We start from the raw sequence: 17,436 nt of genomic DNA, 5'->3' as shown, positions 1-17,436 counted from the left end.
TAAAGAAAGACCAGAAAAATACCCAACAGCGAGACGTAAAAATGCCAGTCAGTTGCTTAACTGACTGGCATTAAGCCTAAGGTGGCTTTTTTAATTCTTGCTCCGCAAAAATTTATTCTTGGCTAAAGGGTCAATATTAAGAAATAAACTTAATGCATTGGAAGAGAGATGAGCGGCTCCCCCTTTGGCAAGTGACTCTTGCTCTGTGGGTGGAGCCGTGAATTATGGATAGATTTCCCCGATGAGGCCCTGGTGAGGCGATATCAGCATTTGCAGACAGAACAAGAAAGAAAGATTGCCATTACAAGCTCTGTCACAGTAAATATAAACACTTAGGGGGGCGGCGGGAACGGGTGAAAACCACTCTTGTAACACTTTAAGGAAAATGATATTACAGACAGTTGTAATCGATTAATCTGATGGCAATTTTAACTCTTGAAATAGGAAGGTATGTTCCGAAAATGAATATCAACGTTACCGATAAACCAAACCCAGAGGATGAAGAGTATGTTATTGATGGTCTTTGGGCGCACAATGATAAAACACAACCGGTAGATATCCATCCGCTATTCTTAACCGTGACGGATGATAATGGCAAAGTCGTAGCGGGATTGGTTGCCAGAACCTGGTGGGGCGGGCTTGAAATTCAATACCTTTGGGTCAGTGACGAATATCGTAAAAGCGGTTATGGCCGCCAGTTAATGGAAAAAGCTGAAGAAGAAGCTTTAAAGCGCGGTTGTCACATGGCTTATGTAGATACTTTCGATTTTCAAGCCAAAGGTTTTTATGAAAAATTAGGCTATCGCGCATATGGTAATTTAGGCGGGTATGCTAAAAAGCATACGCGGCACTATCTGGCAAAAGAAATTTAACCCATTCTTCATCGGCGAGGTTGCCATGGATTTGCCCGATAAAAATAATGAAATTTATTTCAAGGGCCTTATTGCCATGATGGAGCACTTAAGTGAACCATGGGGCATTAAAGATCTGCACTCCCGCCATATTTATATGAATAAGGCCGCTTACCTCTACACCAATACACCGTTGGATTTTGAGGTTGAGGGGAAGATGGACCATGATTTTCCAGGGGATTGGACTGAATTTTCTCTTGACCTGATCGAGCACGACAAACAAACAGAGGAAACTCAGGATCGGGTTACTGTAATAGAAACCCATTATTGGTATGGGAAAAATACTCTGACTCCGTATATCAGCGAGAAACTGCCCGTCTATAACGATAAAAAAGAAGTTATTGGCGTGATGTGGAATGCTAAGCCACTTAATACCTTATCCCCACTAAAATATATCAATCAACAAAAGCCCAGTATTCTGACAACTGAAATTAATAACAGTATTTTCACTCGAGCTGAGCTTGATGTTATATTTCTAATGCTGCAAAGATTTTCTGTTAAAGAGATTGCAAAGATATATAACATCAGCGCCAAAACGATAGAAAACAGAATATATACAATTTATCAGAAGGCTGATGTCCACACGCAGCAACAGTTTGAGGAGTTTTGCAAACTGGCGCATTTGGATAATTACATTCCTGACCGCCTGGTGGCAAAAGGAATCCAATTTATCTGAACAACAATTTATCTGAACAACAAGCTATCTGAACAACAAGGCACACCTCATCGTGATCAAAATTGAAGATTATCCATTAAGTCGGGTACCGCAAGATAAAAGAGTTTCATTTCTAAGTGTCGCTATTGTTCATATGGGTATGCTGACCGCGCTAGATCAATTTATGCTCGGTGCTGTACTCGGTAATTCTATGACGCTAATTGATGCGTTTACCGCAATTCTTATCGGCAGCATTATATTTGGTGTGGTGACTTACGGCCTGGGGCTGGCGGGGATGCGCGAAGGAATTTCCGGCAGTTTACTGGCCCGTTGGTGTGGTTTTGGTCGCCTGGGATCGGTACTGATTGGGATTGTCGTGGCGGTCAGTTTGCTGGGTTGGTTTGGTATTCAAAACGCTATTTTTGCCAAATCTCTCGATTTCGCCCTCGGTCATAAACTGGGATTCGGATTAGCGGCTGCATTATCGGGGAGCTTACTGACCATCCTGGTTGCCTTTGGTTTTAAAGCATTGCGCATTGCGGCGCGAATTGCTGTGCCGATGTTTATTTTACTGGTGGCTTATATCTCCATCAGCACATTATCTGGCCATAATTTAAATGAAATTATTCAGTTAATCCCGCCGGGTGAATCTTTGTCTATTAGCGCGGGGATTACTATCGTGGTTGGGGGCGCTATTGTGGCAAGCTTGATGACGCCAGACCTGACGCGCTACTCCAAAAACGGCAAACATGTTCTTGGTGTGACGATTTTCACTATTGTTGCGGGCGAGTTTGTGGTCAATGGGTTGGCCATCCTGATTGCGAAAACCTTGGGGACGGCAGATGTCGTGACAATCATGTCCCAAGCTGCTGGTGGCGCGGGTTTGCTGGTCGTGGTGTTCTCCACCTTAAGGGTTAATGACCTTAATTTGTACTCTTCTTCACTCGGCATTGTTAATGCGGTCGAGGGGCTGACGGGAAAAAGGCTGAAATATATATCAACCACACTGGTCATTGGCGTGCTGGGCACCACATTGTCAGTGTTGGGGATACTCGACCGGTTTGTCGATTTCCTGACGGTGCTCGGCGTAGTCTTCCCACCGATTATTGGCATCATGCTGGTGGATTATTATGTGCTGCGCTCCCATCGTAAAATTCTGGATAAAAGCCGAGAAGAAGGGAAATTACCTGATGAAAAACAGACGCCTGTCATTGGCTGGGTCGCGATCATAGCCAGCATAATCGGCAGTGTTGTCGGGCTAGTGACCGAGTGGGGAATCCCAACCATCAACTCATTAGTTGCTGCCAGCTTTATCTACTGGGCGTTCAAAGTGGTCGTCAGTCGTAATCAAAAGCCGCTTGAATCAGAAGAAACGGTTTAATGTTGCAGTGAATAATATAAATCCTCCCCCGATGTGCGGGGGAGGGCTTTAGTAATAATCCATTAATTATGTTATTTACAATTCCTAATTGCGGCCCGCCTGACTGATACTTCTTTCCACTATCGCCATAATTAACTCAAACAATTCAGATTTCGCCTGTTCGGCGGTGATTTCGCCATTGGCGGCAGAATAGGACAAACCTTCCGCAGCCCCCAATAACGCCCACAAACTGGCATCTGAAATCACACTCCCTTTTGCATAAGGGGCGAGTATATTGCGGCAATTGTGGATACCCATTCACCTCCACACCTGGCATAGTTAGCGCATTCAATAAGGCGGCTCACTCATTCTGGATGGCGATACATGGCGGTAAATCACTGGACGCGGGATCAACTGTTAGTTGCATTTACCCTATATAGCCAAATTCCCTTTGGCAAATTACATTCCAAGAATCCCGATATTATTCATTACGCAGCATTAATTGGCCGAACACCCTCGGCATTGGCGATGAAATTAGTTAATTTCGCCAGTTTGGACCCCTTTATTATCGACTCGGGCCGAAAAGGGCTGAGTGGCGCATCTAATGCAGATCGTGCCTTATGGCTGGAACTTAATGAAAATGCTGAAGTTTTTGAGCAGCAATGTCAGCAGGCTATCGGCCAATTAGAAAAACCGGTGACCAAATTCTTTGATAGCGGCATTAAAGATTTCAGTGGCAAAGAAAGAACCGCCATTATTAAAGCGCGGGTTGGCCAGCAGCTGTTTCGTAAAAACGTATTGCAAGTTTATGAGGGTCGCTGCTGTATTACGGAGTTAGAAGAACCGGCATTATTAGTCGCCAGCCATATTCGCCCCTGGAGTCAGGGTGCAGAGCATCGGCTTAATCCCAGTAATGGCCTCTGTCTGTCGAGCTTGCATGACCGGGCTTTTGATCAGGGATTAATCACCTTTAATGAACATCTGGAAATGGTGTTATCCCCTCAGATCAAAAAACTCAAAAGCCGTATCAGTGAAGATAATTTTGCTAAATATGAAGGACGAAAACTGCGATTACCGGTTCAGTTTTTCCCCGATGAAAGGCAAATGGCTTATCACCGCCAGAATATTTTCTTAAGTGGTAGATAATTACCCAGTAAAAATATTCATCCTGAAACTACGAAAAATAAAAACGTATTTCTCCCCAATTAGCGGGCTATATCAGTATAAAAAAACGCAGCCGCAAGCTGCGCTCTGCCATTCCTCATCCCGTTATTTCAACAAGAATGACTGACCCTGTTTCAGTACTAAATCGCAGGCCTTAGTTTTAATTTTTTCTGTGATTTGCTCACTACCCAGGTCATTCAAATTCAGCTGCTTCCCTTCACCGATTTTCAGTAATCCACCAAGGCCTTCCTGATAATCCTGGCTCTTGGCATTCTCAGTGCTGGTGATCCCCAGTTTGCTCATCAATTGATCTTTAATCGCCGTAGTCCCCTTGGCCGATAACACATTATTTTGCACGCAATACTGCAAAATACCGGCGGCATTGGTCATGGTGCTGGCGCTAAGGGCTTTATCGCCGCCATTGAGTAAACCGGTCAGTGATGACAGTGAAGACGAACTGTCGCCTGATTTACTGTACTGATCTGCGGCACTTTTTACTGAGTCTAATAAGCTGTTTGCGTGAGCTGCGCTAGCCAACAGTGTGCTGGAGAAAGCCAAAGCGAGGATGAGGCGATGAGTCATATTCATAGAAACTCCTGTTTTACGGTGGGTATTACAGCACCGGGTGAGCAATACCGTCATTATTACTTTCGGCGTTAAGAATAACTCAAAGCAAACATTTTATTGATAGGTGTTATCTGATTGAGTGTGTAATTACCGCGCTTGACGGTCTGAGTGCTAAATTTGCCTTGTTGTTCCAACTCGGTAAATAGCGCAAATTGAGTATTTTATTGAGCAGGACGTTTTTATTGAGCAAGAAGTAAGAAACAAGAAGAAAGGGCAGCGAGAGGAAGCGGCTGCCCGGATGGGTTAAGGCATAAGGCAATTAAAGACAGTTTTCTTGCGCGGGCCGGTCATCAATCCCTCTAACTCTTTAACACATTTCAGATAATGGGCCGTCTTTTTATGAGCGGCGACGGCGTCTTCATCAACATAAGCTTCATAGATATAAAAGCGTGTTGGGATTGATTCATCCTGCAAGACATCAAAACGTAAATTTCCCGCCTCTTGAATAGAACCCAAGTGATTAGCACGGAAAACCGCAATAAACTGCTCAACTTTGCCGTCTTTTACATTAATTTCGACGAGGGTGACATGCATACCTCTTCCTCCTTATTGTAAAAAATCCCCTTATCACCAAGGGTTTCCTTGTCATTACTGGCCAATCAGCGGCCAGCTAACTCAGCCTTTTTCATGTAAAAACAGCTTATATGCCGTTTCTGCATTTTCATTTTTATGCACCACGGCGTGAACCGCTTTCAACATGGCAATCGGGGCGTCGGATTGGAAGATATTACGGCCCATATCCACACCAGATGCGCCTTGATCTATCGCCTGATAGCACATTTCCAGCGCATCGCGCTCAGGGAGTTTTTTACCACCCGCTATCACGATAGGCACCGGGCAACCGGCGGCAATGCGCTCAAAGCCACTGTCGACATAATAAGTTTTGATCACCTGAGCGCCCATTTCGGCGGCGATACGGGTAGCCAGAGAGAAATAACGCTGGTCGCGCGCCATATCTTTACCAACACCGGTGACCGCCATGGTCGGCATACCGTAGCGAATGCCCTGGTCAACTAACTGGATAATGTTTTTAATAGATTGATGCTCGTGCTCGGTGCCAATGTAAACCTGTGCTGCCACCGCGCAGGAGTTGAGCCGCAGGGCATCTTCCATTGCCACTGCCACCGCTTCATTGGATAAATCTGTCAGAATTGAGTTTGCGCCAGAGGCGCGCAGTACAATCGGGCGATTGGCCGCGGCGGGCACGATGCTGCGCAAAATTCCACGGGTGCACATTAAGACATCGGCATATTCAAACAGTGGGGCGATGTTGATATCAATTCGCTCCAGACCGGTGGTCGGCCCCTGAAAATAGCCGTGGTCAAATGCCAGCATCACCGTGTGGTTGGTTTTTGGATTAAAAATCCGCGCCAGACGAGACTGCATCCCCCAATCCAGCGAACCGCAGCCTTTCAGTGTAAATGCAGGATTCTGCTGTGGTACGCCAATACCGAAATCCTTACCGTCTTTGATATCGTCTAAATCAGCCATCTGTCATTACTCCCTTAGGTCTGTTCAAGCCCGCCGCTGGGGCGGGCCGCCGAGATTAAAAATCGTATTTGTCGATGTTCTCTTTGGTGAAAATGACCCGCTGTGGCAGTAAGACAATGCCGTTGCCTTTAGCTTCATGGTCATAGCCCTGAACACGGTTGGGCACCACCTCGACCACGCCAATGTTCGGGATATCAATTTTATCGCCAACATTCAAATCGCCTTTTTTCAGCATTTCATTGGCGACATACACCGAGATTTTGCCTTGGTTAACTACGTCCCACAGGCCGAATTCTTTGACCGTGCCGCGTTGAACATAAGGGCGCATCACATTCGGGGTGCTGAAGCCGACAATCGCCACATTGTCGCGTTTGAGGTTTTCAGCTGCTTGTGCCGCAGCGGGCAGGGCGTTGGCATCGGGAGCAATAATCGCGTCCAAATCGCTGTAGGCTTTCAAAATACCTTCAGCGGTTTGCAGTGATTTAGTGGCGTCGTTATAGCCAAACTGGGTGGTGACAATTTCCCAGCCGGGGTGTTCTTGCTGGATTTTCTTTTTCGCCTCATTCACCCATTGGTTTTGGTCGGTGACTGTCGGGCTGGAATAGAAAAATGCGACTTTGGCTTGGTCTTTTTTCACCTGATTGGCCGCCATATCAACCAGCATCGACCCCAACTGATTGGGGGTTCCCTGGTTGATATACAGCGAGCGACATTCGGGTTTGGTGTCAGAGTCCCAAGTCAGGATTTTGACCCCCCGCTGCATCGCGCGTTTTAATGCCGGACACAGGCCATCGGGTGAAACCGCAGAGACCACAATGGCGTTATATCCCTGATTAACAAAGTTATTAATTAACTGAACCTGACCGGAGACACTCGGTTCGGTCGGGCCATCATAGGTGACATCCACCCCCAGCTCTTTACCGGCATCGACGGCACCTTTACCGCCGCTGGTAAAGAAGCCCACCCCGACTAATTTCGGGATAAATGCGATACGTTCCGCAGCTTGCGCGGCATTTATAGCGCTAAAAGTGATACCGGCAAATCCGAGGGCACAAATCAGCGCCAGCTTTTTTAATCTTGGTGTTTTCATGGCTATCTCCGATGTAGGGTCGAGGTGTTGGCAATTTCAATAAAAACAACAGGTTAATTAACAGTGTTTCTGCGGCGTTGTAGCCATTCATAAATCAAATGCCGGTGCAGGCTAATGGAGCGCCCGACCACCACCAGAATCAGCAATGCGCCAGACAGCGCACTGGATATCTGGTTGGGCGTGCCAATCATTTGCAGGCCTTGTTGCAAGTAACCCACCAGTAATACCGCCAGTGCCGTGCCGAGGATGGAGCCGGAGCCACCATAGATATTGGCCCCGCCCAACACCACGGCGGTGATAGCAGGCATCAGGAATGATGCCCCTAAGTCAGATCGTGCCGAGCCGAAGTAAGAAACCAACAAGATAGCGGCAATGGCGGAGGCCACGCCGGTCAAGGCATACAAGATGCACAAGGTGCGCGCGATGGGCAGGGCGCTGTATCGTGCCACCCGGCTGTTTTGCCCGATAAGAAAAACATTACGGCCACTGTGGGTGCGGTGCATCAGCAACCAGAACAGCAACACGCAGACCATAAAGATGACCAGCGGCACCGGCAGGCCGAATAAAGTTTGATTGGCGAAATCGGTAAAGGCGGTTGGGAAGCCGCCAATACCTTCATAACCGGTCGCGCCGGAAATACCGGATAACAACAAGGCGCTGCCGCCAAACAGATACATGGTGCCGAGGGTGATGACCAGCGGGTTGACGCCGGTATACAGAATCAGCCCGGCATTAATCAAACCGCAGAGTGCGCCCACCGCCAGTGTCAGCGGGATAGCGAGGCTCATCGGGACGCCGGCTTGAAACATCACCCCGAGGAATATTGAGCACAAGCCAATAGTGGAGCCAAATGAGATATCAATGCCGCCACTGACAATCACCATGGTGAGCGGCAGGGCGACGATGCCGATGCAGATAAAATCACTGGTACTGAACAGCAGCACATTGATGTCCCACATGCGCGAATTGGATAAACCAAACAGCCCTATTTCCAATACTAACAAGGCGGCCAGTGCCAGTTCCCATCCATAACGCCGATAGATATTCATCGTGCTGCCTCCTTCTTAGTGAATGATTTACTACTCGGTGCTTTGCTATTGTTCGGTTTTACTTTCTTATCCGATACTGTCGACTTATCAGAAACTGCCGGACGGGCGGTAAAACGGGCATATTTTTGTTGGCGGATATTGCGCTCGACGGCGCAGCGCAGGCGGCCATCGAATACCAGCACTGCCAACAGCACCAAGCCGGCGATAAAGTCATTCCACCACGCCGGTAGGCGCAGCAGCACCAGCACGCTGTCGATTTGTGTCAGTAAATAAGCCCCGAGGATCGCGCCAATGATGGTGCCGGTGCCGCCGAGCAAGCTGATGCCGCCGAGAACACAGGCGGCAATGGCTTTCATTTCCAAGCCGCTGCCGGTTTGATTGGGGATAAAGCCAATTTGTGAGGCGAAAACAATCCCCGCCAGAGCCGCCATCACGCCATTCATCGAGAAAGCAAAAATACGAATGCTATCAGTGCGGATCCCCAATTGGCGTGCGCCCTGCAAGTTATCGCCGGTCGCATAAAAGCTGCGGCCAAAGGCGGTTTTGCCCAGCAGTAAGGCCATGGACACAATCAACAACATAATCAGCCAGCCAATGGGCGAGATGGAAAACAGAATTGGTGTTGATAGACTTTTGAGGTCAGCGGGTAGCCCCTCAATCCATTTGCCGCCGGTCAGCAACAGCATCAGGCCGCGATACAGCCCCAGAGTGCCCAGTGTGGCGACAATCGCCGGGATGCGCAGCCAAGTCACCAGAATGCCATTAAAGAAACCGGCCACCATGCCGACCAGCAGAGCAAACAAGCAAGATAGCGCCAGCCCGAAACCGGCATTGAGCGCCATGCCGACTGTCACCGCACACAAGCCGGTGATTGAGCCGACGGAGACATCAATATTGCGGGTCAGCATCACCATGGTCGCGCCGATCGCCAACAGGATCAGGATCTGTGCGCTACTGAAGATCATGGTGAAAGTTTGCAAATTGAAGTAATTACGATCAATCACACCGAGCAGGGCAAATAAGGCGAGGATCGCCAGCAGGGCGGTGCCTTCGCGATTGTTTTGAATGAATCGATAGCTTTGAATAAATTGATAGCTTTGAATAAATTTCAACATGATGCGCCCTCATTTTCAGCAGATTGGTGGGCGTCGGTCTGATGTTCACCAAAAGCGGCCTGTTCACCAAAAGATAAGTGCATAATGGTGTCGACATTCATTGCACCGCCCTCCAGCACGCCACTGATTTCCCCCTGGTGCATAACCAACACGCGATCCGCCATTTGCACCACTTCTTCCAGATCCGATGAGATAAAAATGATCGCCACATGCTGCGAGGCAATGCTGCGGATCAATTGATAAATATCACTGCGGGCCGACACATCCACACCACGGGTCGGTTCATCAATAATCAGTAGCAGCGGGTTGGCTTCCAGACATTTGGCGATCAGCAGCTTTTGTTGATTGCCACCGGATAGCGTCCGAACCGGCTGTTCGAGGTGGCTAAATTTGATGTTTAGCGCGCGGCGATAGCGCTCCAAAATAGCGGCTTCCTGCGCCGGATGAGTCCATATCCCTTGGTGGCCCTGAGTGAGCGAACAGACATTCCAGCTCAGCGGGGCGTCCAGATAGAGGCCGGAGGCCTGCCGGTCTTCTGGCAAGTAAACCAGGCCGGTTGCCAGCCGATTGACGGTTTTCATGGCGGTGATGTCTAGCTCTTCCAACATAACGCGGCCACCGTTGGCGGGCCGTAAGCCATAGAGCGTTTCGGCCAGCTCGGTTCTGCCCGCACCGACTACCCCCGCCAGCCCGAGAATTTCACCGGCGCGCACCTCAAAAGAAATATGGGCAAAACCCTCGCCGCTCAGGTCGCTCACTTGTATCACCGGCTGATTGGATTGCGCCCGTGCTTGCGAGCGGCGGTTACCGGGTAGCTCTAGCCATAACTTTTGGGTATCGGTTAATTCACTGTTTTTAGCTTGCGGAGTTATCGCCTGAATAATGGTCTCGGTGGAGAAATCGGTGGTCGCGCCACTCAGCGCAATCCCGCCATCGCGCATCACACTGACCCAATCCGCCAATTGGCGAATTTCCGGCAGTTTGTGGGAGATAAACACCACTCCGACCCCTTGCTGCAATAACATTTTGATTTGGTTAAATAAACGGTGAGTTTCCGCGGGTGTTAACGAGGCGGTGGGTTCATCCAAAATCAAAATGCGCGAGTCGCGCATCAGACCGCGCATGATCTCGACTAACTGCTGATCAGCTACATCTAGCGAACCGGCACTGACCGACAAATCCAAATGGCAGCCCAAACTGTGCAGCAACTGCGCCATTTTCTTTTTATCCGCTTGATGCTTCGGCAAGCGGAACAGAATATTTTCCTGCACCGACAAATTAGCGAACAGCATGGGTTCCTGTGGCACCAGATAAATACCGAGCTGGTGGGCCTTGGCTGGAGTGAGGTTGGAACAAAGTTGCCCATCTATTTCAATAGTGCCGCTGTCAGCGGGCAGCACCCCGGCGATGATCTTCATCAGTGTCGATTTCCCCGCGCCATTCCCCCCGAGCAGGGCATGAACCTGACCCGGAAGCAGAGTAAAATCGATACTTTTCAATACTATAACGCCGGAAAACTGCTTGCTGATACCACGAACCTGGAGCAGGGGGGGCGGATTAGTCTGTGGCATCAGTAGCTCCTGCGATTTGAACAAAAATAAATTAAAATTAAAAGTGTTCAAAAAAGATAGCCGCATAATCCCATTCATGGCGTAATCAAGATCACAAAATCGTGAATAAAAAAATTTAAATTAAAATATGTTCAAATGTGTCATTTAAGCTGTTAGCGTAGTTACCAATTCAGACTGTAGATTTCTGATCGATGATGAATCAATGAAGAATGAGAAAGCGGCAATAGGGATCGCGGCTAATGATGAAAGAAAAACTTATGTCGTCCAACGATGAATACAAATATCCGGGTAATAGCATGAGTGAAGAGGAACTGCTCGCTCGCATTGCGTGGTTTTATTATCACGATGGCTTAACACAAGGGGATATTGGCGAACTGCTGGGGCTGACCCGATTGAAGGTCTCCAGATTGCTGGAGAAAGGCCGTCAGTCTGGGGTTATTCGGGTACAGATCAATTCGCGCTATGAGGGTTGTCTGGAACTGGAAAACGCGCTGCAACAGCATTTTGGCCTCAAGCATATCCGTATTTTGCCGTCACTGGCTGACCTCAGTATTAGCAGCCGGTTGGGAATTGGTGCGGCACATTTATTGATGGCATTGATACAACCGCAGCAGCTATTGGCGGTCGGTTTTGGCGAAACCACCATGTGCGCCTTGCAGCATTTGAGCGGCTTTATTGCTTCTCAGCAGGTGCGTTTGGTCACCCTCTCCGGTGGGGTCGGCTCTTATATGACCGGGATTGGGCAGCTTGATGCGGCCTGTCAGGTCAGTATTATCCCTGCGCCATTGCGGGCTTCCAGTGCTAAAGTCGCCGACACATTCCGTCAGGAAAACAGCGTGCGCGATGTGATGCTGGCGGCGTGTGCGGCGGATGTCGCCGTGGTGGGGATTGGCTCGGTCAATCAACAAAAAGAAGCCACTATTTTGCGCTCCGGTTATATCAGCGAAGGTGAGCAACTGATGTTCAGCCGCAAAGGCGCAGTGGGCGATATCCTCGGCTACTTTATGCAAGCAGACGGCGAATTAGCGGCAGAGTTGCAGATTCATCAGGAGTTAATCGGTATTTCGCTGACAGATTTGACCAACATCCCGACAGTGATTGGGGTAGCGGGTGGCGTTGAAAAGGCAGAGGCGATTGTTGCAGCGCTGAAAGGCCAGTATGTGAATGCGTTAGTGACGGATGAACTGACGGCAAGAGCCATTATCAAACGGATTTAATTGGCTATTTTTCTTGCTAGTTTGAGATTGGGCAGTGCTCGTGACCGTCACATACTACACCGTCACATACTACACCGTCACATACTACACCGTCACATACTACCTGTATGCTCCGGCCCTCTGTGCGCTGGCCGCACTCAATCTGACTGCGACAATGACGCCAATAGTTTTTATTTTTTCGAGAAAAGCAGTAGAGGACAGATTTATACATAAATTCATATATACCCGTCATACTGCAAGCTGCATGTGCGTTGGCTACGTTCAATCACCCGAATCACTTACTGATGTAAGCTCATCGGGACTCTCTCGCTTGCCGCCTTCCTGCAACTCGAATTATTTAGGGTATAAATAAAAAGAGGATAGCGTAATGAGTCAATTCTCTACGACCACATCGGGTGATTATCTGATGGCTTTGGATGCCGGCACCGGCAGTGTCCGGGCGGTGATATTTGACCTTAATGGTCATCAGATAGCCGCCGGACAGGCTGAATGGCTACACCTGCCAGTACCCGATGTCCCTGGGTCAATGGAGTTTGACTTAACCACCAACTGGAAGTTGACCTGCCAGTGCATCCGTCAGGCGCTGCATCAGGCCAACTTACCCGCCAGTGCTATCCGTGCAGTAGCGGCATGCTCAATGCGCGAGGGCATCGTGCTCTATGACCGCAGCGGCAAACCTATCTGGGCTTGTGCCAATGTGGATGCGCGTGCCAGCCGCGAAGTCAGCGAATTGAAAGAGTTACACAACAATGGATTTGAACTCGAAGTCTATCAGTGCTCCGGTCAAACACTGGCTTTGAGTGCCATGCCACGGTTACTGTGGCTGGCGCATTACCGGCCAGATATTTATCGTCAGGCCGGGACATTGACCATGATAAGTGACTGGCTGGCAAATATGCTCAGCGGCGAACTGGCGGTTGACCCCTCCAATGCGGGCACCACCGGAATGTTGGATTTAGTCACTCGCAACTGGCAGCCGAATTTGTTGGAAATGGCCGGATTACGCGCCGATATCTTATCGCCGGTCAAAGAGACGGGCACTTTGCTCGGGCATGTCACCGCGCAAGCCGCGCAAGAGTGTGGTTTGCAGGTCGGGACGCCAGTCGTTATGGGCGGTGGCGACGTCCAACTCGGCTGCTTGGGGTTGGGGGTGGTGCAACCGGGCCAAACCGCGGTGTTGGGCGGCACTTTCTGGCAGCAAGTGGTTAACTTGCCCAAACCGATTACTGACCCCAATATGAACACGCGCATTAACCCGCATGTCATTCCCGGCATGGTGCAAGCAGAATCTATCAGCTTCTTTACTGGCCTGACTATGCGCTGGTTCCGTGATGCATTTTGCGCCGAAGAGAAATTACTCGCCCAACGGCTGGGGGTTGATACTTACAGCTTGCTGGAAGATATGGCGGCGCGGGTGCCCGCTGGTGCTTACGGGGTAATGCCGATTTTCTCTGATGTCATGCGCTTTAAATCCTGGTATCACGCCGCGCCCTCCTTTATTAACCTGTCGCTCGACCCGGAAAAATGCAACAAAGCCACCTTATTCCGTGCGTTGGAAGAGAACGCCGCGATTGTCTCGGCCTGTAATTTGGCCCAAATTGCCGAATTCTCCGGCGTCAAAGCTTCATCGGTGGTATTTGCCGGTGGCGGTTCAAAAGGCAAACTGTGGAGCCAAATTCTGGCCGATGTGACCGGCATTCCCGTCCGCGTGCCGGTGGTCAAAGAAGCCACGGCATTAGGTTGCGCCATTGCGGCGGGGGTGGGTGTCGGGCTATATGAAGCGCTCGATAAAACGGGTGAACGTCTGGTGCGCTGGGAGCGGGAATATCAGCCGAATACTGAGCATAAAGCACTGTATCAGGCGGCCAAAACCAACTGGCAAGCGGTGTATACCGATCAACTGACATTAGTAGACAGTGGGCTGACGACGTCTCTGTGGAAAGCCCCCGGCCTCTAAAATTGGCTATCTTACTGGCCAGCTTGAGCTTCGGGGCAGTGCTCATCACCGTCACATACTGGTGTATGCTCCGGTTCTTGCGCGCTGTCCGCACTCAATCTGACTGCGCCGATGACGTCAATTAAGTTATTACAGGCAACACGTTCCAAGCGGTGAGGACAGATTGAAGAGTAAAGCGTCCGCGCCAGGGATGGCGCGGCTCGAGCCTACAGGGAGGTATTTACGGCGTCTTTACGATCAGTCTGTTCTCTCTGCGGATAACCCTACGCATTACAAAATTGTTATCATTATTTATTATTGGCATATGGGGCGCTAAAACGATTGCCATGCAGTAAACGGTTGTATAGCATTATCGCCCCCTCTTTCGTTGCCGATGATGGCGCATCCTATGATGAATACATCAAATAAGACAGAATCACCTGCCGGGCAACTTTCTGCTCCTGTTCATGCCAGTGCCGATAATTTACCGGGCATACTGCGAGAGAAAGAGAATGTTAAGCGCATTTTAGTGATTAAATTACGCCATTTCGGCGATGTTCTCCTAACAACTCCTTTGCTGAATACGTTGAAAGCTAACTATCCACAGGCAAAAATCGACGTGCTGCTGTATGGCGGAACGCAAGAAATGTTGCGAGAGAACAAAACAGTTAATCATGCATTTATTGTCGATCGCGGCCTCAAACATGCGGGCTTAAAAGCGCAAATTAGCGGTGAAAAAACGCTGTTTAATGCATTGAAAGCACACCATTATGATCTGATCCTCAATTTATCTGATCAATGGCGGGCCGCAGCCTATTGTCGTTTATTAAAACCGGGCTTCAGCATTGGTTTTCATTATCCGAAACGTGATACCTGGCTATGGCGCTATTGTCATTCCACATTAGTCGATATTCCCCATGCAGCCGAACGGCACACTGTTCTCAATAATTTGGACATTCTCGCACCGTTGCAACTCACGGATATCAGCACTGACGTCACTATGGCTTATGGCCCGCACGACATTGAGCGGGTAAAACAACTGCGTCAGCAACATAACATTGTCGATTACATCTTGATTCAACCCTCTGCCCGCTGGAAGTTCAAAACCTGGGCCAGTGAGTCATTCAGCCAATTGATAAACCATCTCACCGAACAAGGTGAAACTGTGTTGCTAACGGGTGGTAAAGACAAAGCTGAACTGGATTATATCGCCGACATCATTGTAGGCTGCACACAGCCTGAAAAAGTGATTAATTTATCCGGCCTCTTGGCACTGCCAGAACTTGCTGTCTTGATAGATAACGCTAAGCTATTTATTGGTGTAGATTCTGTGGCAATGCATATGGCGGCTGCATTACAAACCCCGGCAGTGGTGTTATTTGGCCCCAGCAACCTTAACCAATGGCACCCATGGCAAGCTCCACATACCCTGTTATGGGCCGGACATTACCGCACTTTACCGCATCCTAATGAGATAGATACCGACACCACCGATCGTTATTTGAACGCGATCCCTGTGAACGATGTCATAGATGCCGTTGATGATTGGCGCACTCAAAGCCAGTGATGAGCCAATAGACGACTTGTTTTTAATAACAGACTATTTTTAATAACTAACTGTTTTTAATAACAAATGTGTATCAGCCAATTTTTGGCTTCCAACCAGCTTAAGCTGAGAGAATTATGATAACCCCAACGACTTCTGCGCCGGGTATGCCCCCGGCTCACCCGCGCAGTGAAATACTGAGCGGTTTTGCTGCATTGCTGTTAGGTATTGCCCTACCGACGTCGAATCCACTAATTAATATATCGCTGGTTTTAATCCTTATCAGCCTGATTATTAACCGTAAGTCACTGCAATTAAAGCCTTTACTGACGAACCCATTAGTCTATTTGCCCGCCGCCATGTTTGCGCTATTGGCACTGTCACTGCTGTTTCATCACAACAGTTATGGCCCAGAAATGGTAAGTAAGGATAAGAAATTTCTTTATATCTTGCCGCTGGCTCTGTTCTTTATTAACCAGCCACAGCGGGTAAAACTATTTTGTATCGGCTTCCTGGCCGCTAACACCGTGGTGTTGGCAGGTTCATTGGCTGTTGGGGTGTTACACATTCCAATCGGACATATCGACCCCGCCAATCCAACGCTCTTTAAACTACAAATTACCCAGAACTTCTTCTTGGCCTTGTCGGCGATGCTGTGGCTGATGTTGGCCTGCAAAAGTCAGGGCTGGAAACGCTGGGGCTATGGCCTGCTGGTGGCTGCCGCCTGTTACAGTGTTCTGTTTTTGGTCTTGGGCCGCACAGGATATGTCGCACTGGTTGTCGGGCTAGGTGTGTGGCTGTTCTTTTCGCTGGGTCGCCGCCAACGCTGGCTATTAGTGGTGCTGGGGGCCATGGCATTTGTTGCCGTGCTGCTGATTCCCAATAAAGCCACGCAGCGGATAAATCAGGGCATTGATGAGATTAAAGTCTGCATGGCCGCGCCCGCCGCTAATGTCACTGGCGCTTGTCGCTCGTCGATGGGGCAACGCTCAGCTTTTGCTGTTGAGGCCGTCAGGTTAATTAAAGACGCCCCTATTCTGGGGCACGGTGCCGGGGGTTTCTATTATGAAGATCCAAAAATAAATTACAAAATCAACAATCCACATAACCAATATCTGTTGGAAACCATCCAGTCCGGTGTGGTGGGCTTAATTATTTTCCTGGCCTGGATTGTCTGCTGTTACCGTGTCATTTGGCAACAGACACCGGCTCTGCGTAATGTTTTGCTAGCTGTATTGACCAGTTATATGGCGTGTAACTTCTTTAATTCATTCCTGCTGGATTCCTCGGAAGGCCATTTATTTATGATTTTTGTCGCCATCCTGGCGGGGTATTCTGTAGCAAGCACTCGGCAAGGTTCGGATAAGCGACTGACCGAGTGATAAGCATATTCGATATTACTGGCTAACTCGCGGCTCCCTATGGGGGCCGTTTTTTTTGCCACTAGCATTATCATGGATTGGGTCATGATAGAGATTCTAAAATTTTAGATATATCTTTAATGAGATCGCCAAAATGTATATTGAAATGGTGGATTATTTAATGGAATGTGAGTTTACAAACTAGATTAACCAGTTTTATTTACGTTATTTTTTATAGCGTGAGAATAATGGGTCTTAAATGGGGATGATTCCTACATTATTTCATCGGAATAGTCTGTCCATTTGTCAGATATTTCAACATGAAATATCAATCTTTCTAATC

General features: G+C 48.8%; 16 protein-coding genes. 8 read left to right on the top strand and 8 right to left on the bottom strand.

Going from position 1 to position 17,436, the window contains the following annotated elements; genetic code table 11:
- Positions 1-461: 461 nt before the first annotated feature.
- From FTA91_RS05670 to FTA91_RS05660, 3 genes are read left to right on the top strand one after another with little or no spacing between them, the layout of a single operon-like run.
- Complete coding sequence (locus FTA91_RS05670; protein ID WP_050113590.1) at positions 462-872, top strand: GNAT family N-acetyltransferase; 411 nt, start codon at positions 462-464, stop codon at positions 870-872.
- A gap of 25 nt (positions 873-897) precedes the next feature.
- Positions 898-1,587, top strand: a complete 690-nt coding sequence (locus tag FTA91_RS05665) for a helix-turn-helix transcriptional regulator (protein ID WP_050113732.1) — start codon at positions 898-900, stop codon at positions 1,585-1,587.
- A gap of 52 nt (positions 1,588-1,639) precedes the next feature.
- On the top strand, positions 1,640-2,947 hold the full coding sequence (locus FTA91_RS05660; protein ID WP_145535549.1) for a cytosine permease: 1,308 nt from the start codon (positions 1,640-1,642) through the stop codon (positions 2,945-2,947).
- Between the two features lie 84 nt (positions 2,948-3,031).
- Here FTA91_RS05660 and FTA91_RS05655 read toward each other — a convergent pair whose 3' ends face one another.
- Positions 3,032-3,244 carry a hypothetical protein gene (locus tag FTA91_RS05655; protein ID WP_227507652.1) on the bottom strand — a complete coding sequence of 71 codons (213 nt, stop codon included), beginning with the start codon at positions 3,242-3,244 and terminating at the stop codon, positions 3,032-3,034.
- Between the two features lie 66 nt (positions 3,245-3,310).
- On the opposite strand from FTA91_RS05655, the gene FTA91_RS05650 reads away from it, so the two are divergent.
- Entirely contained in the window at positions 3,311-4,072 is a 762-nt protein-coding gene (locus FTA91_RS05650) for an HNH endonuclease (RefSeq protein WP_050113592.1), read from the top strand.
- A gap of 123 nt (positions 4,073-4,195) precedes the next feature.
- On the opposite strand, the gene FTA91_RS05645 is transcribed toward FTA91_RS05650, so the two are convergent.
- The 7 genes from FTA91_RS05645 to lsrA form a co-directional block, all read right to left on the bottom strand.
- A complete protein-coding gene (locus tag FTA91_RS05645) occupies positions 4,196-4,678 on the bottom strand; it encodes a YjjA family protein (protein WP_050113593.1) in 483 nt (160 codons plus the stop codon).
- A 282-nt stretch (positions 4,679-4,960) separates the two neighbouring features.
- On the bottom strand, positions 4,961-5,251 hold the full coding sequence (gene lsrG, locus FTA91_RS05640; protein ID WP_050113594.1) for a (4S)-4-hydroxy-5-phosphonooxypentane-2,3-dione isomerase: 291 nt from the start codon (positions 5,249-5,251) through the stop codon (positions 4,961-4,963).
- An 81-nt stretch (positions 5,252-5,332) separates the two neighbouring features.
- Positions 5,333-6,208 (bottom strand): 3-hydroxy-5-phosphonooxypentane-2,4-dione thiolase, encoded by an 876-nt coding sequence (gene lsrF / locus FTA91_RS05635; RefSeq protein WP_050291564.1) that lies wholly within the window; start codon positions 6,206-6,208, stop codon positions 5,333-5,335.
- A gap of 55 nt (positions 6,209-6,263) precedes the next feature.
- Complete coding sequence (gene lsrB / locus FTA91_RS05630) at positions 6,264-7,298, bottom strand: autoinducer 2 ABC transporter substrate-binding protein LsrB (protein ID WP_145583034.1); 1,035 nt, start codon at positions 7,296-7,298, stop codon at positions 6,264-6,266.
- A gap of 53 nt (positions 7,299-7,351) precedes the next feature.
- Entirely contained in the window at positions 7,352-8,347 is a 996-nt protein-coding gene (gene lsrD / locus FTA91_RS05625; RefSeq protein ID WP_145535543.1) for an autoinducer 2 ABC transporter permease LsrD, read from the bottom strand.
- Positions 8,344-9,462 carry an autoinducer 2 ABC transporter permease LsrC gene (lsrC, locus tag FTA91_RS05620; RefSeq protein ID WP_145583032.1) on the bottom strand — a complete coding sequence of 373 codons (1,119 nt, stop codon included), beginning with the start codon at positions 9,460-9,462 and terminating at the stop codon, positions 8,344-8,346. Before lsrC ends, lsrD begins: the two co-directional genes overlap by 4 nt.
- Positions 9,456-11,033: an autoinducer 2 ABC transporter ATP-binding protein LsrA gene (lsrA, locus tag FTA91_RS05615; RefSeq protein WP_050113598.1), complete on the bottom strand. Its 1,578-nt coding sequence runs from the start codon at positions 11,031-11,033 to the stop codon at positions 9,456-9,458. Before lsrA ends, lsrC begins: the two co-directional genes overlap by 7 nt.
- Positions 11,034-11,272: 239 nt before the next feature.
- On the opposite strand from lsrA, the gene lsrR reads away from it, so the two are divergent.
- The 4 genes from lsrR (at position 11,273) to waaL-ps (ending at position 17,114) form a co-directional block, all read left to right on the top strand.
- The gene (gene lsrR / locus FTA91_RS05610; RefSeq protein WP_050113599.1) at positions 11,273-12,250 is read left to right on the top strand and encodes a transcriptional regulator LsrR; all 978 of its coding nucleotides are present in this window, start codon (positions 11,273-11,275) and stop codon (positions 12,248-12,250) included.
- Between the two features lie 367 nt (positions 12,251-12,617).
- Entirely contained in the window at positions 12,618-14,207 is a 1,590-nt protein-coding gene (lsrK, locus tag FTA91_RS05605) for an autoinducer-2 kinase (RefSeq protein WP_050113600.1), read from the top strand.
- Positions 14,208-14,595: 388 nt separating this feature from the next.
- Positions 14,596-15,753, top strand: a complete 1,158-nt coding sequence (gene rfaQ / locus FTA91_RS05600) for a putative lipopolysaccharide heptosyltransferase III (RefSeq protein WP_145535540.1) — start codon at positions 14,596-14,598, stop codon at positions 15,751-15,753.
- Between the two features lie 116 nt (positions 15,754-15,869).
- A complete protein-coding gene (gene waaL-ps, locus FTA91_RS05595; protein WP_145535538.1) occupies positions 15,870-17,114 on the top strand; it encodes an O-antigen polysaccharide ligase WaaL-ps in 1,245 nt (414 codons plus the stop codon).
- Positions 17,115-17,436 lie beyond the last annotated feature (322 nt).

Origin of the sequence: Yersinia thracica, from assembly GCF_902170565.1 — a bacterium.
Classification (GTDB): Bacteria; Pseudomonadota; Gammaproteobacteria; order Enterobacterales; family Enterobacteriaceae; genus Yersinia; species Yersinia thracica.
This window is presented reverse-complemented; position numbering and strand designations above follow the sequence as displayed.